Origin of the sequence: Paraniabella hibiscisoli (genome assembly GCF_022512515.1) — a bacterium.
Classification (GTDB): Bacteria; Bacteroidota; Bacteroidia; order Chitinophagales; family Chitinophagaceae; genus Niabella; species Niabella hibiscisoli.
Genome location: NZ_JAKWBK010000004.1, coordinates 113604 through 134267, shown reverse-complemented (window position 1 = coordinate 134267; position 20664 = coordinate 113604). Strand labels below are relative to the sequence as shown.

28 protein-coding genes and 2 pseudogenes are annotated in these 20664 nt (G+C 41.5%); 19 read left to right on the top strand and 11 right to left on the bottom strand.

Annotated elements, in window-relative coordinates; all coding sequences use genetic code 11:
* Nucleotides 1–17: 17 nt before the first annotated feature.
* Together MKP07_RS36460 and htpG are read right to left on the bottom strand one after the other, a co-directional pair.
* Nucleotides 18–191, bottom strand: coding sequence for a hypothetical protein (locus MKP07_RS36460; protein WP_240852927.1), 174 nt, complete (start codon nt 189–191; stop codon nt 18–20).
* A 163-nt stretch (nt 192–354) separates the two neighbouring features.
* A complete protein-coding gene (gene htpG / locus MKP07_RS36455; protein WP_240852926.1) occupies nt 355–1401 on the bottom strand; it encodes a molecular chaperone HtpG in 1047 nt (348 codons plus the stop codon).
* Nucleotides 1402–1733: 332 nt separating this feature from the next.
* On the opposite strand from htpG, the gene MKP07_RS36450 reads away from it, so the two are divergent.
* The 6 genes from MKP07_RS36450 to MKP07_RS36425 all read left to right on the top strand — a co-directional run bounded on the left by MKP07_RS36450 (nt 1734) and on the right by MKP07_RS36425 (nt 5133).
* A complete protein-coding gene (locus MKP07_RS36450; protein WP_240852925.1) occupies nt 1734–2093 on the top strand; it encodes a cupin domain-containing protein in 360 nt (119 codons plus the stop codon).
* Between the two features lie 306 nt (nt 2094–2399).
* Nucleotides 2400–3020, top strand: a complete 621-nt coding sequence (locus MKP07_RS36445) for a mechanosensitive ion channel family protein (RefSeq protein ID WP_240852924.1) — start codon at nt 2400–2402, stop codon at nt 3018–3020.
* 109 nt (nt 3021–3129) lie between these two features.
* Entirely contained in the window at nt 3130–3489 is a 360-nt protein-coding gene (locus MKP07_RS36440; RefSeq protein ID WP_240852923.1) for an iron chaperone, read from the top strand.
* 63 nt (nt 3490–3552) lie between these two features.
* Entirely contained in the window at nt 3553–3858 is a 306-nt protein-coding gene (locus MKP07_RS36435) for a cation:proton antiporter domain-containing protein (protein WP_240852922.1), read from the top strand.
* A 166-nt stretch (nt 3859–4024) separates the two neighbouring features.
* On the top strand, nt 4025–4657 hold the full coding sequence (locus MKP07_RS36430; RefSeq protein WP_240852921.1) for a cation:proton antiporter domain-containing protein: 633 nt from the start codon (nt 4025–4027) through the stop codon (nt 4655–4657).
* Nucleotides 4636–5133 carry a cation:proton antiporter family protein gene (locus MKP07_RS36425; RefSeq protein WP_240852920.1) on the top strand — a complete coding sequence of 166 codons (498 nt, stop codon included), beginning with the start codon at nt 4636–4638 and terminating at the stop codon, nt 5131–5133. Before MKP07_RS36430 ends, MKP07_RS36425 begins: the two co-directional genes overlap by 22 nt.
* Before the next feature lie 53 nt (nt 5134–5186).
* On the opposite strand, the gene MKP07_RS36420 is transcribed toward MKP07_RS36425, so the two are convergent.
* The 5 genes from MKP07_RS36420 to MKP07_RS36400 are packed head-to-tail and all read right to left on the bottom strand — an operon-like array spanning nt 5187 to nt 8512.
* Complete coding sequence (locus tag MKP07_RS36420; protein ID WP_240852919.1) at nt 5187–6527, bottom strand: MATE family efflux transporter; 1341 nt, start codon at nt 6525–6527, stop codon at nt 5187–5189.
* Between the two features lie 48 nt (nt 6528–6575).
* Complete coding sequence (locus MKP07_RS36415) at nt 6576–6926, bottom strand: hypothetical protein (protein WP_240852918.1); 351 nt, start codon at nt 6924–6926, stop codon at nt 6576–6578.
* Nucleotides 6917–7324: a class I SAM-dependent methyltransferase gene (locus MKP07_RS36410; RefSeq protein ID WP_240852917.1), complete on the bottom strand. Its 408-nt coding sequence runs from the start codon at nt 7322–7324 to the stop codon at nt 6917–6919. Before MKP07_RS36410 ends, MKP07_RS36415 begins: the two co-directional genes overlap by 10 nt.
* 4 nt (nt 7325–7328) lie before the next feature.
* Complete coding sequence (locus MKP07_RS36405; RefSeq protein WP_240852959.1) at nt 7329–7685, bottom strand: acetyl-CoA C-acyltransferase; 357 nt, start codon at nt 7683–7685, stop codon at nt 7329–7331.
* 47 nt (nt 7686–7732) lie between these two features.
* The gene (locus MKP07_RS36400) at nt 7733–8512 is read right to left on the bottom strand and encodes an acetyl-CoA C-acyltransferase (RefSeq protein ID WP_240852916.1); all 780 of its coding nucleotides are present in this window, start codon (nt 8510–8512) and stop codon (nt 7733–7735) included.
* A 226-nt stretch (nt 8513–8738) separates the two neighbouring features.
* On the opposite strand from MKP07_RS36400, the gene MKP07_RS36395 reads away from it, so the two are divergent.
* Entirely contained in the window at nt 8739–10013 is a 1275-nt protein-coding gene (locus tag MKP07_RS36395; protein WP_240852915.1) for an exo-beta-N-acetylmuramidase NamZ family protein, read from the top strand.
* Nucleotides 10014–10436: 423 nt separating this feature from the next.
* Here the strand turns inward: MKP07_RS36395 and MKP07_RS43980 are convergent, their stop codons facing one another.
* Nucleotides 10437–10856: an MATE family efflux transporter gene (locus MKP07_RS43980; protein WP_240852958.1), complete on the bottom strand. Its 420-nt coding sequence runs from the start codon at nt 10854–10856 to the stop codon at nt 10437–10439.
* Between the two features lie 264 nt (nt 10857–11120).
* Nucleotides 11121–11524 (bottom strand): annotated as a pseudogene (locus MKP07_RS43975) (MATE family efflux transporter); the annotation flags it as partial.
* 192 nt (nt 11525–11716) lie between these two features.
* Here MKP07_RS43975 and MKP07_RS36380 point away from each other — a divergent pair.
* From MKP07_RS36380 to MKP07_RS36325, 12 genes and pseudogenes are all read left to right on the top strand, one after another.
* Nucleotides 11717–12538, top strand: coding sequence for a DUF3822 family protein (locus tag MKP07_RS36380; RefSeq protein ID WP_240852914.1), 822 nt, complete (start codon nt 11717–11719; stop codon nt 12536–12538).
* Nucleotides 12514–12723 carry an RsmD family RNA methyltransferase gene (locus tag MKP07_RS40720; RefSeq protein ID WP_262920228.1) on the top strand — a complete coding sequence of 70 codons (210 nt, stop codon included), beginning with the start codon at nt 12514–12516 and terminating at the stop codon, nt 12721–12723. The genes MKP07_RS36380 and MKP07_RS40720 overlap by 25 nt, the downstream gene beginning before the upstream one ends.
* 23 nt (nt 12724–12746) lie before the next feature.
* Entirely contained in the window at nt 12747–13049 is a 303-nt protein-coding gene (locus MKP07_RS40715) for an RsmD family RNA methyltransferase (RefSeq protein WP_262920227.1), read from the top strand.
* Between the two features lie 264 nt (nt 13050–13313).
* Nucleotides 13314–13883: a 5-formyltetrahydrofolate cyclo-ligase gene (locus MKP07_RS36370; protein ID WP_240852913.1), complete on the top strand. Its 570-nt coding sequence runs from the start codon at nt 13314–13316 to the stop codon at nt 13881–13883.
* A pseudogene (gene lpxK / locus MKP07_RS36360) lies at nt 13873–14945 on the top strand (tetraacyldisaccharide 4'-kinase). The gene MKP07_RS36370 and the pseudogene lpxK overlap by 11 nt, the downstream one beginning before the upstream one ends.
* A gap of 41 nt (nt 14946–14986) precedes the next feature.
* Complete coding sequence (locus MKP07_RS36355; protein WP_240852909.1) at nt 14987–15295, top strand: hypothetical protein; 309 nt, start codon at nt 14987–14989, stop codon at nt 15293–15295.
* On the top strand, nt 15288–15680 hold the full coding sequence (locus MKP07_RS36350; protein WP_240852908.1) for a hypothetical protein: 393 nt from the start codon (nt 15288–15290) through the stop codon (nt 15678–15680). The genes MKP07_RS36355 and MKP07_RS36350 overlap by 8 nt, the downstream gene beginning before the upstream one ends.
* On the top strand, nt 15626–16966 hold the full coding sequence (locus MKP07_RS36345) for a ribonuclease R family protein (RefSeq protein ID WP_317236266.1): 1341 nt from the start codon (nt 15626–15628) through the stop codon (nt 16964–16966). The genes MKP07_RS36350 and MKP07_RS36345 overlap by 55 nt, the downstream gene beginning before the upstream one ends.
* A gap of 123 nt (nt 16967–17089) precedes the next feature.
* Nucleotides 17090–17332, top strand: a complete 243-nt coding sequence (locus MKP07_RS36340; protein ID WP_240852906.1) for a carboxymuconolactone decarboxylase family protein — start codon at nt 17090–17092, stop codon at nt 17330–17332.
* Entirely contained in the window at nt 17269–17514 is a 246-nt protein-coding gene (locus MKP07_RS36335; protein WP_240852964.1) for a carboxymuconolactone decarboxylase family protein, read from the top strand. Before MKP07_RS36340 ends, MKP07_RS36335 begins: the two co-directional genes overlap by 64 nt.
* 215 nt (nt 17515–17729) lie before the next feature.
* Nucleotides 17730–18071 carry a YciI family protein gene (locus MKP07_RS36330; protein ID WP_240852904.1) on the top strand — a complete coding sequence of 114 codons (342 nt, stop codon included), beginning with the start codon at nt 17730–17732 and terminating at the stop codon, nt 18069–18071.
* Between the two features lies 1 nt (nt 18072).
* The gene (locus tag MKP07_RS36325) at nt 18073–19176 is read left to right on the top strand and encodes an RNA polymerase sigma factor (RefSeq protein ID WP_240852903.1); all 1104 of its coding nucleotides are present in this window, start codon (nt 18073–18075) and stop codon (nt 19174–19176) included.
* A gap of 706 nt (nt 19177–19882) precedes the next feature.
* On the opposite strand, the gene MKP07_RS36320 is transcribed toward MKP07_RS36325, so the two are convergent.
* Both MKP07_RS36320 and MKP07_RS36315 read right to left on the bottom strand, forming a co-directional pair.
* Nucleotides 19883–20296 carry a hypothetical protein gene (locus MKP07_RS36320; protein WP_240852902.1) on the bottom strand — a complete coding sequence of 138 codons (414 nt, stop codon included), beginning with the start codon at nt 20294–20296 and terminating at the stop codon, nt 19883–19885.
* Between the two features lies 1 nt (nt 20297).
* Nucleotides 20298–20663, bottom strand: coding sequence for a hypothetical protein (locus MKP07_RS36315; RefSeq protein ID WP_240852901.1), 366 nt, complete (start codon nt 20661–20663; stop codon nt 20298–20300).
* Nucleotide 20664: the final 1 nt, after the last annotated feature.

Sequence of the window (20664 nt, the reverse complement as noted above, 5' to 3'; positions counted from 1 at the left end):
GTTATCCAGCGGACCATCTAACAGTAATACATCATATCCTTTTTCTCAGCAGCACTGATATAACTATGCTGCCTGTCAGCATTAGCTGAGTAAAGGAATATTACATTGCCGTCTTTATCTGTTTGAGTTGGAGCTACTTTTTCACGATACTCAGTTAATGTAAAGAAATCCTTTTTTACATTATTCAACAACACAAAATCTTTTGCACGTTCAGCAAATTTGGGCTCGCTTACAATACCATATTTTACAAATACGCCTATATCGTTCCACTTCTCTTCATAACTTTTGCGGTCATTTTTAAACAGCTCGGCTAATTTATCAGCTACCTTCTTTGTAATATAGGTATTGATCTTTTTACATTACCATCTGCCTGTAAAAAGAGCGGGATACGTTTAGAGGAATGTCCGGTGAATCAATCACACCATGCAACAACATCAGGAACTCTGGCACAATATCTTTTACATCATCGGTAATAAACACCTGGCGGCTAAACAATTTGATCTTGTTACGCTGTATCTCCACATCATTCTTGATCTTAGGGAAATACAAAACACCTGTCAGGTTGAACGGATAATCTACATTCAGATGGATCCAGAATAAAGGATCTTCTGTGAAGGGGTATAATTCTTTATAGAAATTTAAGTAGTCTTCATCTTTTAATTCCGATGGAGCTTTTGTCCATATGGGCTTAACCGTATTAATAATATTGGGTGTCTCAACCTCTTTATATTTTGGCTTGCCTTCTTCATCTTCACCATCTGGCTCACTTTCTGTTTTAGTACCAAATTGAACGGGAACCGGTAAAAACTTAGCATACTTATCTAAAATAGATTGCAGCTTGTGATTTTCTAAAAAGTCTTTATTCTCTTCATTGATGTATAAAACAATATCGGTACCACGTTCCGTGCGGCTGCCTTCGCTCAATTCAAATGTGGTGCTCCCATCACATACCCAGCGGGCTGGTTCGGCGCCTTGCTGGTAACTTAAAGTATTGATTTCTACTTTATCGGCCACCATAAAAGCAGAATAGAATCCGAGGCCAAACTGACCGATGATCTCGTTTGCATCCTTCGCTTCTTTAAATTTCTCCAGGAACTCACTAGCTCCCGAAAAGGCCACCTGGTTGATATATTTTTTAATCTCTTCGGCAGTCATACCAATCCCATTATCTGAAATGGTAATGGTTTGAGCGTCAGCATCGAGTTTTACTTGCACCAGTGGTTCGCCTAATTCACCCTGGAACTGGCCTAAAGAAACCAGTCTTTTGGCTTTCTGTATCGCATCTACCGCATTAGAAACCAACTCACGAAGAAAAATTTCGTGATCACTGTACAAAAACTTCTTAATAATAGGGAAGATATTCTCTGTGTGGATCGAAATAGTACCTTTTTCCTGAACCATATATTGAATTTATTTTTTCCATTTCAATCAAAATTGATACCGGGAGCAGTTTAGAGCCAGATTGTCAGATTTTGGTGAAAATAATTCAGAATGGATTAGAATAAAGGGCTTGAATACCTGATGGTTGATACCCGGGATGTTGGACATTAGATATCTACTATCGGAATTTCTTAAGAATCAAATACAAATGGCATCATTGGCACCGGAAGCGTCACATTGAATCACGATAAGCCAGCGAAATAGGATACAGAGGTCTGCGCTACTCAATATTAAATTCTAATTGTATTTTACATGATGTGCTGGTTATTAGGCATTTGTTTTATCTTAGTAAAATGTATAATAAAACGTTTTTCCAGGTAGACAGCGATATAGAATGGAAGGACCTGGGCAATGGGGTGTCCAGGCAAATGTTAGGGCATGATGGACAGATGATGATGGTTAAAGTGAAATTTGAATCGGGCGCAGTAGGTACCATGCACCAACATCCACATGTGCAGGTAAGTTATGTGGAAAGTGGCGTTTTTGAACTGACTATAGGAGAAGAAATCAAAACTTTGCGACAAGGTGATGGCTATTTTGTACCTCCTGATGTATTACATGGCTGCTTGTGTGTAGAAGCGGGCGTATTAATTGATGCTTTTACCCCCGCCCGGGAAGATTTTTGGTTTAGCTGCTATAATCTTATCGAATAATGCCCGGGGCTGATGTTTGAATCAGACCCACTCGTCGAAAGTTGCGGAAACAGGTGTACAAAGCTTTTTATTTTCATTCATAAACACAAACCAATGACCTTACTTCAAATTGAAACAGTTACCAACCAGGCTTCTTTTTCGCCTTAAAGGCTAAAGAAATGGCTATTGAATACGCGCCCAAGGTGGCGGGTGCCATACTGGTATACATTATCGGCTCCTGGATTATAAAAAAATAACCCAGTTGCTTAACAAACTCTTTATTAAGAAAAACTACGATCCGTCACTAAGAACTTTTTATCTTCTTTAGTGCGTGTGGCATTAACTATTTTGCTAATGCTTTCGGTGTTTGAAATGATCGGTGTAAAAATCACTGCATTTGCAGCATTACTGGCAGGCGCAGGGTTGGCCATAGGTGCCGCCTTAAATGGTTCTCTGGGCAATTTTGCCGGTGGTGTGATGATGTTATTATTTAAACCTTTCAAAGTAGGAGATATGATCGAAGCCCAGGGGCAGACGGGCGTTGTATTGGAGCAGGGTATTTTTAATACCATCATTCTTACAGCTGATAATAAAACAGCCATTTTGCCCAATGGCCCGCTTTCAACCGGCACTATCATTAACTACACTAGTCACGGCAATCTTAGGGTGGATCTGACCATGGCAATTGCTCCCGATATGGATATTGCCAAAGCCAGGGAAGTAGCTATTGCTGCCATGAAGCAACATCCGAAAGTATTAGATACACCAACACCCGAAGTAAGTGTATTGAAGGTAGGGGATGGAATGGTAACATTAGCCATTCGACCTTATACCACCCAACCCGACTATTGGGACGTGTATTTTGGTGTGCAGGAGCTGGTTAAAAATGCCTGGGATGCCAATGGCGTAGCAGGACCTGTACCGCACAGGGTGTTAATACAGAAGTAAAGTAACCTGATAATATTTAAAGCAGCGCATTTATGTGCTGCTTTTTCGTTAACATTTGTTAGTGTTATATGAAAAAATAATATACTTGCAGTTCAATTAAACCTTCAACATGGCGAAAACTGACTATCAGAATATTGATGAGTACCACAATGCCTTCACAGGTGACGTACAACAAAGAATGCAGCAAATTCGCGATATAATTAAGAAAATCGCTCCTGAAGCAGAAGAAGTAATTAGCTACCAGATCCCGGCTTTTAAAATAGAGAAGAAATTTTTGATCTATTACGCGGCATTTGCTAAGCATATAACTTTATCCAGTCCCTGGAGTGCAGCACTCCTGGAGCAATTTGAGACAGAACTAAAGGGGTTTAAACTTTCTAAGTCCGCAATTCAATTTCCTAACGACCAACCATTGCCATTAAAGTTGATTAAAGCAATAGTAACATTCAGGAAGGCTGAAATGAAATAGTAAATGCCGCTGACATACACCGTCAGCAGGGGATGTTTTTAATAATAGAAATAAAGTATTTGAATGCATAATCTGTTACCTTTTCTGCTGGCAATGATCGCAGCGATTGTATTGCTGCAAATGTTTGCGGCAAAGCTCAAGATTGCTTACCCTATATTATTGGTGGTAGCGGGTTTGCTGGTAAGCTTTGTACCCGGTTTACCTGTGGTAAAGATCAACCCCGACCTGATCTTCTTTATTTTTTTACCACCCTTACTTTTTGAAGCATCCTGGACCATATCCTTCAAAGAGATGCGGAAATGGTATCGTATTATCACCAGTTTTGCTTTCCTGGTAGTTTTTTTACAGCCTTATCAGTCGCTGTTGTAGCTAATCATTTTATACCCGGTTTTACTATTGCTTTGGGGTTTCTGTTAGGTGGTATTGTATCGCCCCCGGACGCAGTAAGCACCGCGGCTATTACGAAGTTTGTAAAAATTCCCCGGTCAACGGCAGCTATACTGGAGGGAAAAGCCTTTTAAATGACGCCTCTTCCTTGATTATTTTCCGCTTTGCTTTGGTTGCTGTTGGTACCGGGCAATTTATTTGGCAGGATGCTGCAGTTAGCTTTTTATGGATGGTGATTGGTGGCGCAGGAATTGGCTTGTTGCTGGCCTGGATATTTGTGCAGGCGCATAAAAAACTGCCTACTGATGCGCCTTCCGATATTGCACTTACGCTCATCGAACCCTATTTTATGTATTGGATCGCAGAGCAGCTACATAGTTCAGGTGTGTTAGCTGTGGTGATAGGTGGGCTATACATGTCTTCGAAGCGCCTGATCTTTTTAAACAGCGCCAGCCGTATCAGAGGCTATAGTGTATGGGAAAGCTTTGTTTTTATTCTGAACGGAATTGTGTTTTTGGTAATAGGATTGGAGCTGCCCGAAATTATAGACGGCATACGTTCAAAAGGTATTCCTATAAATACAGCAATAGGTTATGGCGTATTGGTAACAGTTGTATTAATTCTTTCAAGAATGATCAGCAGCTATGCTGCATTATTTGCCACACTAATTTTCAGGAGGCGATCGTTGCCACATGTATCCAACAGACGAAGAAGGTACCTGATGCCTTTATTATTAGGCTGGACCGGCATGCGGGTGTGGTGTCGCTGGCAGCAGCTTTAGCAATACCGGTTACGCTGAGTGATGGTACCGCCTTTCCCCACCGCGATCTTATACTGTTCATCACTTTTGTGGCTATCTTACTTACTTTGCTGGTTCAGGGACTTACATTGCCGTTTATCATTAAACGCAGTCGTTTGTTCGATGGGATCTTTAATGAAGCAGCCGAGGAAGAGACCCGTAAGAAAATGAAACAGGGATTGAAACAGCATGTATATGAGGTATTGAAAAGTCGTTATGAAAACGACCTGAATGGACATGCCGGAATAGAAAAAATATTAAGACAGTGGGAGGAAAGAGCCAAGGCCGCAGACGACAGCTGGATGAATGGAAAGACTAAAATTATTTTTGTCGAATTACTGGAAAGCCAACGGCAATATCTCACCGAATTAAATAAAGATCCATCGATCGATGAGGAGATCATTCGTCAGCAATTGTATCAGATAGACCTGGAAGAAGAAAGGTTGAAGATTATTTAGCAGGTTATTTTTAAATCAATCTCCCCTCATGCCAGGGGAGATTGATTGTTGAACTACGATAAGTGCTGTCGTGTCTTCTTTAGAAAACGGATGGTAAGGAAGATCGCAGAAAAACTTAAACCACTGATAAAGCCAACCCAAATACCTTTTTCAGCCATTCCAAAATGGAAGGCCGCCAGGTAACCCAGGGGAATTCCCAATACCCAGTAAGCAATAAAAATAAAAAGGGTTGGCACATTCACATCTTTAATACCTCTCAACAGCCCGGCGCTGGTAGCCTGTATCGCATCGGGTATCTGGAACGCAGCCGCAAATAACAGCAATGCGGCGGCTATGCTGATTACTTTTTCTTCGTGGTTGAAAAGCAAGGGTAGTTGTTGTTTAAAAACAGCGAATAAGATACAGCAAACAGCTCCGTAAATTAAAGCCAGCACCACGGTGCTTTTGCCGATGATGGCTATGCGTTTCCAATTGGTAGTGCCAAATGCGTGGCTTACCCTGATAGAGCCGGCCTGCGATAAACCTAATGATACCATGAAGGCAAAAGCTGCAGAACTTAGGGCTATCTGGTGCGCGGCTTGTTCAGCGGCTCCTATAGTACCTACTATAATGCCCGATACGGCGAAAGCGCCTGCTTCCATTCCTATTTGTAAACTACTCGGAATTCCTATTTTTAAAAGTTGTTTTAAAGTGTCTTTTTTAATCTTCCATTGGGTTTTCGAAACGGCCATGTACTTTTTAAATACCTTGTGGTTGAGTATCACAATTCCCAACAAAACAAAAATGGTAACACGTGTGATGAGTGTGGCATAACCGGCACCGATCAGCTCCAGGCGGGGAAATCCCCAGTTGCCATAAATCAGCAGCCAGTTTAAAAATACGTTTAATGGTATAGCCGCTATGGATAACGCCATGGCTGTTTTAGTATATTGTAAACCATCCGCAAATTGCTTTAAGGTCATAAAGAGAACCATGGGGATAATCGAAAAACTCATCAATGTCATAAAAGGCATAGCCAGCTCAACAACTTCAGGGTCTTGCTTAAGATGCAACAGAATATCGCGACCGAAAAATAATCCGAGAGATATTAGTACGCCAAAAACCGCACAAAGCCAGAAGCCATTGTAGAAATAGTGTGATACCTGTTGCTTATCGAATTTTCCGTGCGCCAGGGATACCATTTGCGCAACAGAAATGGTAATGCCAATTCCGAATATAAAGGGGATATTGATTACGTTTAAAACCAGCGCTGCCGCGGCAAGCTGTTTATAGCCGGTATAGCCGATCATTGCAGTATCGATCAGGTGGAGGCTCATTTGAGCCAGCTCACCAAAAATAATAGGAAGCGCCAGCTTTAAAGTATTCCTGGCTTCAGTTTTATAAGAAGGGTACATGAAATCCGTATGTTAGTAGTATAAGAAATTATAGTATTGTAGTTTTTGTTATAAGGTGTAATACATGATCGTATCGTATTGAAACAAGACCTTTCCATTTTCTTCGTATCGATGAAAAAGATCATGCATTTCACTTAATATTTCATCATGTAGCAAGCCTTGTTTGGGCATAAACGATGAAGAGAGTGCTCTGCCTTTAAAACCTTCCCAGTCAAAAGACTGACTATTGCTCAAAACCTGCTTTTTCATTTGCCGGGGCTGGAAAAAATCACGTATCGGCTCCATATCAAACTTTCTATGTTTTGAGGCTGCGTATTCCGGAACCAGGCGATGAAGAATAGCTTCATAGCTGCTGGTAAAAGGAGCGTCGTCCTTTCTTACATTCCATATCAGCAGCATATGGCCGCCTGGTTTAAGAATGCGCATAAACTCTTTTTCGTTTCAATGGGGTCAAACCAATGAAAAGCTGTTCCTGCAACAATCAGGTCGATAGTCTGATCTGCCAGTTGCGTTGCTTCAGCCGAACCATTAATGACTTTAAGATTTGTATCGGAACCCAAAAGCTCGCTGCAGGCAGTACGCATAGCATCATTAGGCTCAACTGTGTAGGTGAGATTGCCGTTATCCAGGAACAACTCGGTAAGTAGGCCGGTTCCGGCGCCTATGTCCGCTACTACATCATCCGATTTAAACTGAAGATCGGTCTTCAGAATATCAATAACCTCTTTCGGATATTTCGGACGATACTTTATATAATCTGCAACGCGGTCGGAGAAGCGTTGTTTAGGGTCTGTCATACAATTACAATTTTTCAATCACCATGGCGCTGGCGCCACCGCCGCCATTGCAAATACCGGCAGCTCCATATTTCGCATGATGTTGCCTGAGCACATGGATCAATGTAACAATGATCCTCGCGCCACTTGCTCCCAGGGGGTGGCCTAGTGAAACCGCACCGCCATTTACATTTACTTTGGCAGAATCGAGCTCTAGTCTTTTGGTATTCTCTATGCCTACAACACTAAATGCTTCATTAAGTTCCCAGAAACTGATGTCTTCTTTGGTAAGTCCTGCTTTTGCAAGCGCCTTCGGCAAAGCCAGTGAAGGGGTGGTGGTGAACCATTCAGGAGCCTGCTCCGCATCAGCATAAGAAACTATCTTGGCAATAGGCTTTAATCCCAGTTCTTCACATTTTTCCTTGCTGATTAAAACCAGCGCCGCAGCCCGTCATTCATGGTGCTGGCATTGGCAGCTGTTACAGTACCTTCTTTTTTAAAAGCGGGATTCAAAGACGGGATCTTCTCAAATTTCACATTAAAAGGTTCCTCGTCTTTTTCAAATATGATGGGATCGCCCTTTCGTTGCGGTATAGCAACCGGGATTACTTCTTCAGCAAAGCGACCTCCAGTCCAGGCCGCCTGGCTTCTTTTATAACTTTCGATCGCAAATGCGTCCTGATCTTCCCGGCTGATACCACATTCACTGGCGCATAACTCTGCGGCTATACCCATAGCATTGCCATCATACACATCTGTTAAACCGTCTTTTGCTAAGCCATCAATAAAACTCGTATTGCCGTATTTATTGCCCCATCTTAAATGAGGTGAATAGAATGGTACATTGCTCATACTTTCCATGCCACCGGCTATCACAATATCTGCATCTCCTAATAATATACTTTGCGCGCCCTGGGTGATTGCTTTCATGCCACTGGCGCAAACCTTGTTGACAGTGGTACAATTTACTTCATTGGGCAGACCTGCAAATTTGGCGGCCTGTCTCGCAGGAGCTTGTCCCAGGTTGGCCTGTAAAACACAGCCCATTAAAACATCCTGTACTTGTTTACCATCAACCCCTGATTTTTTAATAGCGGCTTCAATGGCAATAGCGGCTAGCTGGGTTGCTGAAAGGTCTTTTAAACTGCCGCCAAAACTTCCCATAGGGGTACGCACAGCAGAGAGAATGTATACTTCTTTGTTATTCATATAGCTGGATTTAAATGCAAATGTAGTTTTCTTTTTAAAACTGCAGGGTTATGGATGCGTTATTAGGCCAGTCCGGCATTTTTTAGTTGAACCGCAGGGCTCGATAATTCACAGAAGCGTTCTTGTTTCTCTTTGCGTCCTTGTGTCCTAGCGGTAAATCTTCTTCAAACATTTAAAAATGAGTAACCATTATTGCAACCCTGTGGTTGGAAAAAAACGTGTAAGTTTGAAAAGATTTGCCAGGACAATCAATGCTCCGGCATCTGAAAGTAAACTAAAAACCACAGGCATGAAATTAAATGTTGCTTTGTTACTGATGCTTGCTATGGCAATATCAGCTTTTACTAAGAATGAAAGTATTAAAGAACCTGTAAAGGGAATCATTACCGGAGCCGATCAAACCAACTTATATGTACCTTATTTAAAGGGAAAGCGGGTTGCTATTATGGCCAATCCAACTACTATTATCGGTAAGAAGCACCTGGTAGATAGCTTGAAAAGCCTGGGCATCAACATTGTAAAAGTATTTGGTCCTGAACACGGATTCAGAGGCAATGCAAGTGCGGGGGTAAAGGTAAAAGATGAAATAGATGCGGCGACAGGGATACCTATTATTTCGTTATACGGCCCTAAAAATAAGCCTACCAAAGAAGATATGGCTGACGTAGATGTGTTGTTATATGATCTGCAGGATGTAGGAGTACGCTTCTATACCAATATTAATGCCTTGTCCCGGTTGATGGCAGTTTGTGCCGAGAATGATAAAGAAATGCTGATCCTTGACCGGCCCAATCCGAACGGTTACCTGGTTGATGGCCCGATACTCGACATGAAGTACAAATCGGGTATTGGTATGTTCCCTATTCCAATGTCTCACGGGCTGACTGTAGCCGAATTTGCGCAAATGGCTAATGGAGAGGGATGGCTGGCCAATAAAGTGAAGTGTAAATTAAAGATCATAAAAGTGGCCAACTACGATCATAACATGCCTTATACTTTGCCGGTAAAGCCGTCACCTAATTTAAACACACAACAGGCTATTTTGCTATATCCCTCTACCTGTATGTTTGAAGGCGTTTATATCAACCACGGTCGTGGTACGCAGTTTCCCTTTACTGTTTTAGGTAGTCCCGAATTAAAAGGCAAATATGCTTTTTCTTATACACCTACTTCTATTAAGGGTATGGCAGAAACGCCTATTTTTATGAACGAGGTTTGCTATGGGCTCGATCTGCGAAATTATGATACAGAGAAATTACGCAAGAGCGGAAAGATCAACATTCAATGGATCATGGAATTGTATAAAGCACATCCCCATAAAGAGAAGTTTTTTGAATCTAAGTTCAGCAATCAAATGAACAACATCGAGATTCAGATTGGCAATGGTATTTTTCGAAAACAAATTATCGACGGCGTATCCGAAGCCGATATTCGCAAAAGCTGGGAACCTGGTTTGAGTCAGTATAAAGAAATGAGGAAGAAATATTTGTTGTATCCTTAGTTTGGTTGACTGGTTGATAGGTTGACTTGTTGACAAGGTTAATATGACGATCTTTATTTGTCAATTTATCCTGGTAATCGAAAATTCCCTCGAGATTGAGAATGAAACCTGGTAGAATAGGAGTGGTGATCAATCAGTCAAATTTTCAACTTTTAAACAAGTGAGTCCTTCAGCCGCCAGGCAGGCCCTCCACTAGTTAACCTTTCAACCATTCAACTTTTAAACTATTCAACTAGCATCACCTCCACACTTCTTTCCCCTTCCACTTACCGCTGCGCATATACCACCAGGCAAAAATAAAGGTCACAAACCAGTACAAAAATTCACTGGCCCAGGCATACACTAGGGATAACTGAAGTTTTTCCACCACAATAAATACGTAAATGGTATAGGCGACAATGGAGGCTACCTCTATTCTTAAATTTACTTTGGTATTGCCGGTGCGGTGATGCTATTGAGCCATACAACCGCAACCGACATCATAATCAGGCAAACCGAAATAGTACGCACCACCGGGATGGCATCTGCAATAAAACCCGGTTCAGCGCCGTAAATGCTTAAAAGCGTAGCGGGGAACAGGTTCAGCGTGAGGCACAACACTACTATCGTGAAAAAGCTTAGTCTTGCAATTTTTCTTACCAGGTGTAAAACCTCATCCTGTCGCTGTTGTCCGATGATATTGCTCACCATCATATTAGTGGTATTGGCATAAGACCAGGTGAAAATCCCGAACACAGCGAATATATTCCGCATGGTATTACTAATGGCCAACTCCCTTTCCCCATGATGTTCTATAAGAACATAAAATAATAACCAGGCACTTACGCTTAGTACAAATTGCATAACCAGCGGCAGCGATTGATTGAAAATGATTTTGATCGTTTGAGGATCGGTTTTTTTGTGCAGGAACAGTGAAAACCGCTGTGCAAAACCTTTTCGGAAAATGATGAGGAATACGACAATAGCTCCGGTAACCTCAGCAAGAACAGATGCATAAGCTGCGCCATTGAATCCCATTGCCGGGAATCCCAATTTGCCAAAGATGAGTACATAGTCTAAAAATACATTAACCAGCGCTTCGGCTATAAAGCCATATTTGAGGTATTTGCTGTTATTAGTGCCTACCAGGAGGGCATTACCCATTTGAAACACATACAAAAAGGGGAGACCCCATGCCCTTATCTTTAAAAAGGAACCAGCGTCTGCTAAAATCGATTCACTTTTCAATACAGAGGATAGAAACAGGTCTACCAATAAATAATTGAGCGCGATAATTACAAAGGCAAAGGATAAGGCAATGTAAATGGATTGCAAAAAAGTCTGCCGATCTCCCGAGGTTTATTCTCACCTGCCCGCCTGGCTATCAAGGCTTGCAGCCCACTATTTAATCCATTACCTATTAAGGCAAATATTAAGTAATAGACCCCTGTAATACCCGCTGCGCCAAGTTCCGTTTCACCTAAATGGCTAAGAAATACTGTGTTGGCAATAAAATTCAGTTGGGGCACCATCATTGCTAATGCAATAGGCGTAGCAATTTTGATGATCTGCCGGTTGCTAATATTTACCCGTAAGCTTTCGAACTGAGCCATATTAATTAAAGTAAAAAGACGTCAAATTTCGTGAATCCGCTACTAATATTCATCCTTATTATTCAATTTTTAATGGGATATTTGCCCGGTTAACATTTAAACAGCGTTGTTGTGCACGAACAGTTTAGTTTTTCAATAGGAGCGGATATGCATGCAGGCGATAACTGCCTGGCAATGGAATTGAGTACTACCCATTTTAGTTTTTGTATCTATAATCCAGACGATCAAAGGTTGTTGGAATTAAAGAGATATGTATTTAATGAACTTGATGAGAAGGAGTTACAGGAGATAATGGAAATAAATCCGCAACTACAAAATAGTTTTTATAAAATAATTACCGGGCTCGATTTCGGTTTCAGTTCCCTGCTTCCTGCAGATAAAGATAACGGAGATGCTGCTCCGCTGATGTATTTAGAGAATGCTGACCAACAGGATCATGTTATTACCGAGATAATCGAAGAAAGGCAGTTGGCTAATATGTACACGGTAGCTCCAGGTATACTCACCTGGCTGGTACATCATTTCCCTTCCTCGGTGTATTTACATGCGCATACGGTGCAGATCAAGTCGGTTGAAGGCTCATTTGAGCAGGGGTTACTAAGGGTGAATATTGGAGAAAAGATTTTTACTGTGCAGGCTTATAAAAATGAAAATTTGCTTCTAAGTAAAACTTATTCTTATCGTGCTACTGCAGATATGGCTTTTTACCTTTTAAAGATCTGCGAGGTTTTTGGTTTTGCCCAGGAACAGGTTCTTTTACAACTTTCCGGTTTGATAGACGCTCAGTCTAAATTATACAGGGAATTATACGACTATTTTCTTCACATCTCGTTTAAGGCGGCCAACTGGTCCGATACCCTGTCTGATTTACCCTCTCATTATTTCACCTCTCTTAACGAATTGATCCAATGCGAATTATTTCAGGAAGCTTAGGTGGCCGCAGGATCCATCCACCCACTAAAATGCCTTATACCCGCCCTACCACCGATGTGGCCAAAGAGGGTTTGTTTAATACCCTCCAAAACCGGATAGATTTTGAGGGAATCAAAACATTAGATATTTTCGGAGGAACGGGGAGCATCAGTTACGAACTGGCCAGCCGTGGCGCGGTGATCTGACAATTGTTGAGAAAGATAACCAGATGTTCGACTTTATAAGAAAGACCGCAGGGGCACTAAAAATTGAAAATATAAAGTTTGTAAAAATGGATGTGTTTAAGTTTTTACAGGGACATAGCCAGCAATACGATTTTATTTTTGCAGGTCCGCCTTATGCTTTAACAGAGATCGATGAGCTGCCTCGAATCATTGTCGCCCAGAATATGATCGCACCCGATGGCATGTTTGTATTAGAGCATACACCACGTAATGACTATAAAACTTTTGAAAAATATAGTTTTGAAAAGAATTATGGTACAACTATTTTTTCGGTTTTTAAAGGTTAGTTGAAATCTATTATATAGATTGACTTGTTCAATTCTCTAGTATGCCGCCCCTACAGAATTGGTAAGTTCTTGGGAAGGATTACTATTGCCAATAAAAGGTCCCGTAGGGACAAAATATTGGTAGAAAAATGGGAGAAGAGCACCGAGTTCCGTAGGAACGGTACCTGTCGGTTGTTATAGCAAATAGAAATGCCCAATATTTATACGAGAAAGGACGGGCGACGAACAATTACTTTAAATCCCAAACCTGAAACATTAAATCCCATGCTCAAATCCGAAGCCCGCAAAGTATTTTCAGCCAAAAGAAAGGCTACCACAGCTCAGCAACGGTTGAAATGGGATGATCTGATCCTGATTCAATTTCAAAGCCTCGCGCTACCGGATATTGATACCCTATTTACCTATGCGGCAATGGAAACCGAAGTAAATACCGATCCGATCGTAGATTATCTACATTTCAGAAACCCGGCAATCCAGGTTGCTTACCCGGTTTGTGAATTCGACAACTATACCATGCAGGCCGTGTTGGCTACACCAGATACACCGTTTATTCAGAATCAATATGGCACGCCCGAACCGGAGACTGAAGGAGCGTCCATTATTCCGCCGGAAGCCATTGACCTGGTGATCCTTCCCCTTTTATGCTTTGATAAGCTGGGGTACAGGGTAGGGTATGGCAAAGGTTTTTACGATAAATTTTTAGAACAGGTCAGCGACGAAGTAATAAAAGTTGGATTAAGCTATTATGAACCAATAGATAAAATACAGGACCTCAACGAATTTGATGTACCTTTAGACTATTGTATCACACCCGAAAGGATGTATGAATTTTAGCAAACTTATCCGTCAAAGAAATATATTACTGGTTCCCTTCTCCTGGTTATATAAAGCCGGCGTCTTTTTTTTTCATAAATTATATGAGTGGAAGCTTATAGGTTCTTACCAACCCAAAATACCCACCATCTGCGTAGGCAATTTGTCGGTAGGGGGCACAGGGAAATCCCCATGGTGGAATACTTGTTAAGGTTACTGCAGGATAAGGCCTCCGTTGCGGTCATCAGTCGCGGATATCGCCGGAGAACAAAAGGTTTTTTAATTGCAGATGAGGCAACAACAGCCACTGATATTGGTGATGAGCCGATGCAATTTCATCAAAAATTCCCGGGTGTAACCATCGCCGTAGGGGAAGAACGTGCCAAAGCTATTGAGGAGTTGATTAAACAAAAAGTAGAAACGAATGTTATTATACTCGATGATGCTTTTCAACACCGCGCCGTAACACCTGGGTTTAATATATTACTTACAGAGTGCAACAACCTGTTTACCAGGGATGGCTACCTTCCGGCAGGCAGCTTGCGCGATCTGAAATCCAACTATAAAAGGGCTGATCTGATTGTAGTAACCAAATGTGATGCTGGTTTAGATAATGGCAGACGGGAGCAGATTATTCATGAGATTAATCCATTGCCTCATCAGCAGGTTTTCTTTACCACTATCGCTTATGGAACGCCTTACTATGTGTTTTTAGGTAAAATGATCGATTGGCAGGGTATTTCTGCAGCAGTTCTCGTTACCGGGATAGCCAACCCACAACCTCTTTTGGAACACTTACAATTAAAGCCGTTCGAGTTACATCATATAGCTTACGCAGACCATCATCACTTTTCAGCAGAGGATGTTGAGAAGATTTTAACAGCATATAATGCTATTAATCAAACAAATAAAATTATATTGACTACAGAAAAAGATGCAGTACGGCTTGCAGACTTTAAAGAGCTGCAAAGTTTGCCTGTAGTGGCTTTGCCGGTACAGCACCAGTTTCTGTTTAACGAAGGAAACGTCTTTGATCAAAAAATAATCCATTTTCTGGAACCAAAATTGAAGATGTTATCATAAGAAGATCAATGATTTGATCGTTTATATTTAAACCATAGACAATGAGTAAAAGCAATAAACCTAAGAAGAAGGCAGGACAACAAAAACAAACCAAACGCACGAAGCGCGAGCCGGATACCGGAACCCTGAAGGGCCGCCTGGATGTAACCCGTTCGGGCCGCGGTTTTGTAATTGTGGAGGGATTGGAGGAAGATATTATGATTGCTCCTGATGGTCTTAAAGATGCCATGGATGGCGACACGGTTCGTGTAAAATTATCCGGTGGCTATGAAGGCAGGCCAAAAGGGAAGGTGACCGAAGTGGTACAAAGGAAAAAGAAGCGAGTTTATAGGCAAAGTGCAAATGAATAAGGGCTTCGCATTTATACTGGGCGATAAGGACAAAAATATTCCTGATCTGTATGTAGCCGAAGAAAACCTGAACGGAGTGAAGAATGGTGAAACAGTAGTGGCGCGTATACTGGAGTGGGGTGGTGAGGGCAAGAAGCCGTCGGCAACTGTTGTATCCGTACTAAGCGGCGACGACGCAGCGGATGAAGCCATGAGAGCTATATTGCTGGATAATGGCTTCGCACTCAATTTTTCAGACGAAGCGCAGGAGATTGCCGCGAGAATACCGGAAGTGATTACCAAAGAAGATATCAGCCATCGTAAAGACGTTCGGGGGTACTTACTTTTACCATCGATCCGGCTGATGCGAAAGACTTTGATGATGCCATATCTTACCGCAAGCTGAAAAATGGCAATCATGAAATTGGTGTTCATATTGCAGACGTGAGTCACTATGTAACGCCGGGCAATGCATTAGACGACGAAGCTTATCAAAAAGCTACATCCGTTTATCTACCCGATAGGGTAAACCCGATGTTACCCGAGCATATTTCCAATGTATTATGTTCTTTAAGGCCCAATGAAGATAAGCTGGCGTTTTCCGCTATTTTCCAGATCACCGATAAAGCGGAAGTAAAGCAATACTGGTTGGGTAAAACGGTGATCCATTCCAATCGCAGGTACACGTATGAAGAAGCCCAGCAAATTATAGAAACTGGAGAAGGAGATCATGCAGATGTAATACTTACCGTAAATAATATTTCTCAAACGCTGCGTAAATACCGCTTCGATGAAGGCGCTATCAACTTCAACTCAACTGAAGTGCGGTTTAAGCTGGATGAAAAAGGAAGTCCTGTTGGTATCGTTTTAAAAGAAAGCAAGGAAGCGCACCAGTTAATAGAAGAGCTCATGTTGCTGGCAAACCGTTATGTAGCAAAGCATGTGTCAAAAATAAAGATCAATAATAAAGCAATACCTTTCCCATATCGTATTCACGATACGCCAGATGAAGAAAAACTATTGCCGTTTATAGCATTTGCCAATAAGTTTGGTTATAAGTTCGATATATCGAGTGCTGAAGCGATAGCTGCATCCTTTAACAAGCTATTGAAAGATATAAAAGGGAGACCCGAAGAAGCCGTTTTGCAGCAACTGGGTATTCGCACCATGGCAAAAGCCAAGTACACGGAAAGCAATGTTGGCCACTACGGGCTAGGCTTTGAGTATTATTGTCACTTTACCTCACCTATACGTCGTTATCCTGATGTGATGGTGCACCGTATTTTACAGGATGTGTTGGAAGACAGCGTGAAGATCGACAAGCGGATGGAGGAGAAATGCAAGCATTGCAGTGAACGGGAACGCGCTGCAATGGACAGCGAACGCTCTGCCAACAAATACAAACAGGTGCAATACATGGGCAATTATGTAGGAGAGGAGTTCGATGCTATTGTAAGTGGTGTTTCAAAATTTGGATTCTGGGCTGAAACGGTTGACCACATGTGTGAGGGATTGGTTTCCATCACCAGCCTTGCCGAACATGACAGCTTCCGCCATTCTGAAAGTGATTATGCGCTGGTGGGGCATCGTACCGGTAAAAAATTCACCATGGGTGATAAAGTGCGCATTAAAGTAATTGCTGCCAACCTCGAAAGGAGGCAGTTAGATTACGAGTGGGTGAACGAAAAATAATTTTTTAAAAAAAGATCCTTTTTCTGTCCAGAATAAAGAATGCCGATTGTTATTCAATTTTATAACAATTAAAATTCAGAAAATGGAACAGAGATTAAACTTTTTCAGGTAGGAAACGCGGCGATGCGTTCATTGTTTGGCATTGCGGGGCACCTAGCCAAAACTACGATCGATAAAAACATATTGCATTTGCTCTATTACAGGGTTTCGCAAATCAATGGTTGCGCTTATTGTTTAGATATGCATTCCAAAGACCTGTTGGCCGCTGGTGAATCTGTACAACGCTTGTTGGTGCTGGATGCATGGAGAGAAGCTCCTTTTATTCAGATAAGGAAAGAGCCGCCCTGGCCTGGGCTGAAGCCTTGACCAGTTTAAATGGTCCTGTATTTCCCGAAGATGTTTATAACAAAGCCGCCCAACAGTTTTCAGAAGAAGAATTGGTTGATCTTACGCTGGCGGTAACTACTATCAATACGTATAACCGTTTTAATATTGCATTCGGCGCGGCTGTGGGTACTTACCAGGTGGGGCAATTTGCAAAAAACTAAGAACCTGAATTGATTTTTGAAAGTGCTGGATATCTTAACCGCAAAGAAACAAGGGCGCAAGGTATACGCAGAGGTATAGTCTGATTCTGATAAATTAAAACATGGAGTATGTAATGCAAACTACTCTGCGTTGTCTCCGCTTCTCTGGTTCTCCGCGGTTAATAATGCATATCTGCAAGGGAACTACATCTATTTTAAAATTTAAACTTTTTACAATGACTGACTTTTTATTCATATTTCGCAGAGACGAAAACGAGATACCCAAACTCTCTCCCGAAGAAATGCAGGCCGATACGCAAAAATGGATCGACTGGATCAGCGGTATCGCAGCACAGGGCAAACTTAATAATCGCGGCAACCGGTTAGAAAGAAGTGGGAAAGTAGTAAGAGCCAATGGTATGGTTACTGACGGGCCTTTTATGGAATTAAAGGAAGCCATTGGCGGGTATATTGTGGTGACAACGGAAACGATTGAAGAGGCGGTAGAATTAGCAAAAGGATGCCCGGTTCATGGCTATGGTGGTAATGTAGAAGTGAGAGCTATAAAAACATTATAAAGTGCAGCAGGAGCTGATACCTCATTTATTCAGAACAGAGTACAGGAAGATTGTAGCGGTACTCTGTTCTCTTTTTGGTTTGCAGCATATAGAAACAGCCGAAGATATTGTAAGCGATACTTTTTTATCCGCTACCGAATTGTGGGGATTAAAAGGTGTTCCCGAAAACCCGGTTGCCTGGTTATATACCGTAGCAAAAAATAAAACTAAAAACCACCTCAGGCGGGGCGCGATCTTCGACCAGAAGGTGAGCCGGGAACTACAAACGAATGAGAATACGTCGGGAGAGGTAGAGTTGGATTTGTCTGATAAGAACATTAACGATAGTCAATTAGCCATGATGTTTGCTGTTTGTCACCCGGTGGTTAACACGGAAGCCCAGGTTGCGCTTGGTTTAAATCTTTTATGCGGTTTTGGTGTACAGGAAATCGCAGATGCTTTCTTAACCAATAAAGAGACCATTTATAAACGCATCCAAAGAGCTAAAGAAAAGCTAAGACAGGAAAATGCACCGATTGCTTACCCCACGGTCACCGAGATCGGTAACAGGATGGATGCAGTATTGTCCACGCTTTATTTATTATTTAATGAAGGGTATTACTCCTTCTCGCAGAATAATGTTTTAAGAAAAGAATTGTGCTGGGAGGCCATGCGGCTTTGTCACTTGCTGGTAGTTAATGAGGTAGCCAATACACCGTCAGCCAATGCATTATTGTCGCTCATGTGTTTTCATGCATCCAGGTTTGAAGCCCGCTTAAACGAGCAGGGTGAATTGATATTGTACAAAGACCAGGATACTCAACTTTGGGACCCTGCCCTGATCGAAAGAGGAAGGTTTTATCTAAAAGCAGCTTTTAATGGCGATGAGATCAGTAAATACCACCTCGAAGCTGCAATCGCCAGCTGGCATACGATAAAAGAAGAGGTTCCTCAAAAATGGCAAACCACACTTCAGTTATATGATCAGTTATTACAGGTCGAATATTCACCCATGGCAGCATTAAACCGGGTATATGTTTTTTCCAAAGTACACGGCAAGCAGCAGGCGATCAAAGAAGCGGAATCCTGGTGGTACCTCAGAATCATTTTTACTTTACATTATTAGGCAAGCTTTATGAAGGCCAGAACAATCAAACAGCTTTAAGTTACTTTAATAAGGCGCTTACCTTAACCAAAGCTGATGCAGAAAAGCAGGTTATCAACGCGCATATCGACAACCTGCATTTACGGAATGATTGACAATTACAGGGATAGATTGGTATAGCAACGGCCTCAAAACTATATTCTTAGCCTAGTTGAATGTTTTTGCTGATGAGAGGATAGGTCGCAGCATAGTTGTATACGCTTGTCAACACTTTCCTTCACTACTTTGACGCTTATGAAAACATGTTAAAGAAGGTTTTTAAAGCGATTGATGAGATATGGCAAAATGCACATCACCATTATTACTACGATGATGTATCGGTATTCTTTTTCAGGATCATGTATATAGAGTGACCAAATTCTCCTCGAAGTATTTAAGGCAAAGATTCCTCCGCAGATACATCCAATTAACGCCATTTTTTTGTATGAAAGATGGTACTTCGATTTTGCAATCATAAGTATCATCACTATTAGAAAGAAGCCTGTGTAAAAGCTAAGTAGAAAATAAGCTGGTAGGTAAAATAGAAATCGCTGAAAAACACCCGCTCTGTCACAACTATTATTGAAATACCAGCACAAAAGATAATCACTCAAAGTAAAAAGAACAGCTCCTATAACATGGATCAAAATCATGATAGCTATAAAAGAGCCTAATCTTTTTAGAAATGTTAAGACCATATCAGAATGATTACAAAACTGCTAAGCTTTATAGGGAACCTGGGCCACCAATCTTTTTCTCTTGCCACTCTTTTTCCCCTGAAAAACAAATACATGTTTAGGAACAACATTACACCCAGGTAAATACTAAATCCACCCACTTTCATACTAAGTATTTCAATAGCGCCCTGGGTATTGATCTTCTCGGCCGTTATCTTTAAGATATACAAGGCAAAGCCCAGGTTCATGAGGTAAAAGCCGATCTTGAACAAAGTATTCGTGGCTTTGGCTATCTCCTCGCGGCCATTGAAAATGTCTTTCATGTACACGATGCTGTTTTTAAAAAGCTGGTGCGCGACGTAATAGGTGAGTAGCATTACGATAGGGAGGTACACGAGATAGGCGGTTACGATTAAGTTTTTCATTTTATGATGTTTTAGATGTGATGAATGTAGATTTTTTGGAAAGCGTATATATAATAAAAATGTTACAGTAATGCGTTGCTGCTAATATTAATATCAGTATGCCCGTTTTGTTCGAAACAGAGGAGATCAACTGGCCGGCATTGGTAACCTGCTCCCAAAAGCTGAACTGGATAACTGCGTACCCAATATTAAAGAGATAGTAAGCAACAAGGATGATATTGTTGGTGGTGTCGGCTAATGAAGAATTGTCGTTAAATAGCTTCACTATAAATACCCTGCCATTACGGTGGAACAATTTCCCTACCCATATAATAATATAAATAGTGATGATTGAGTAAATGATATAGCAGAAAATATTGTAGTTCATG

What these genes read in the sequence shown, in the direction of transcription:
- MKP07_RS36400 (WP_240852916.1), bottom strand. Translation starts at nt 8,512, where the DNA reads ATGAATAACAAAGAAGTATACATTCTCTCTGCTGTGCGTACCCCTATG.
- MKP07_RS36320 (WP_240852902.1), bottom strand. Translation starts at nt 20,296, where the DNA reads ATGAAAAACTTAATCGTAACCGCCTATCTCGTGTACCTCCCTATCGTA.
- htpG (WP_240852926.1), bottom strand. Translation starts at nt 1,401, where the DNA reads ATGGTTCAGGAAAAAGGTACTATTTCGATCCACACAGAGAATATCTTC.
- MKP07_RS36420 (WP_240852919.1), bottom strand. Translation starts at nt 6,527, where the DNA reads ATGTACCCTTCTTATAAAACTGAAGCCAGGAATACTTTAAAGCTGGCG.
- MKP07_RS36335 (WP_240852964.1), top strand. Translation starts at nt 17,269, where the DNA reads ATGGAGAGAAGCTCCTTTTATTCAGATAAGGAAAGAGCCGCCCTGGCC.
- MKP07_RS36355 (WP_240852909.1), top strand. Translation starts at nt 14,987, where the DNA reads ATGAGTAAAAGCAATAAACCTAAGAAGAAGGCAGGACAACAAAAACAA.
- MKP07_RS40715 (WP_262920227.1), top strand. Translation starts at nt 12,747, where the DNA reads ATGTTCGACTTTATAAGAAAGACCGCAGGGGCACTAAAAATTGAAAAT.
- MKP07_RS36330 (WP_240852904.1), top strand. Translation starts at nt 17,730, where the DNA reads ATGACTGACTTTTTATTCATATTTCGCAGAGACGAAAACGAGATACCC.
- MKP07_RS40720 (WP_262920228.1), top strand. Translation starts at nt 12,514, where the DNA reads ATGCGAATTATTTCAGGAAGCTTAGGTGGCCGCAGGATCCATCCACCC.
- MKP07_RS36415 (WP_240852918.1), bottom strand. Translation starts at nt 6,926, where the DNA reads ATGCTGCTGATATGGAATGTAAGAAAGGACGACGCTCCTTTTACCAGC.
- MKP07_RS36435 (WP_240852922.1), top strand. Translation starts at nt 3,553, where the DNA reads ATGCATAATCTGTTACCTTTTCTGCTGGCAATGATCGCAGCGATTGTA.
- MKP07_RS36370 (WP_240852913.1), top strand. Translation starts at nt 13,314, where the DNA reads ATGCTCAAATCCGAAGCCCGCAAAGTATTTTCAGCCAAAAGAAAGGCT.
- MKP07_RS36340 (WP_240852906.1), top strand. Translation starts at nt 17,090, where the DNA reads ATGCGTTCATTGTTTGGCATTGCGGGGCACCTAGCCAAAACTACGATC.
- MKP07_RS36410 (WP_240852917.1), bottom strand. Translation starts at nt 7,324, where the DNA reads ATGACAGACCCTAAACAACGCTTCTCCGACCGCGTTGCAGATTATATA.
- MKP07_RS36315 (WP_240852901.1), bottom strand. Translation starts at nt 20,663, where the DNA reads ATGAACTACAATATTTTCTGCTATATCATTTACTCAATCATCACTATT.
- MKP07_RS36350 (WP_240852908.1), top strand. Translation starts at nt 15,288, where the DNA reads ATGAATAAGGGCTTCGCATTTATACTGGGCGATAAGGACAAAAATATT.
- MKP07_RS36440 (WP_240852923.1), top strand. Translation starts at nt 3,130, where the DNA reads ATGGCGAAAACTGACTATCAGAATATTGATGAGTACCACAATGCCTTC.
- MKP07_RS36450 (WP_240852925.1), top strand. Translation starts at nt 1,734, where the DNA reads ATGTATAATAAAACGTTTTTCCAGGTAGACAGCGATATAGAATGGAAG.
- MKP07_RS43980 (WP_240852958.1), bottom strand. Translation starts at nt 10,856, where the DNA reads ATGCAATTTGTACTAAGCGTAAGTGCCTGGTTATTATTTTATGTTCTT.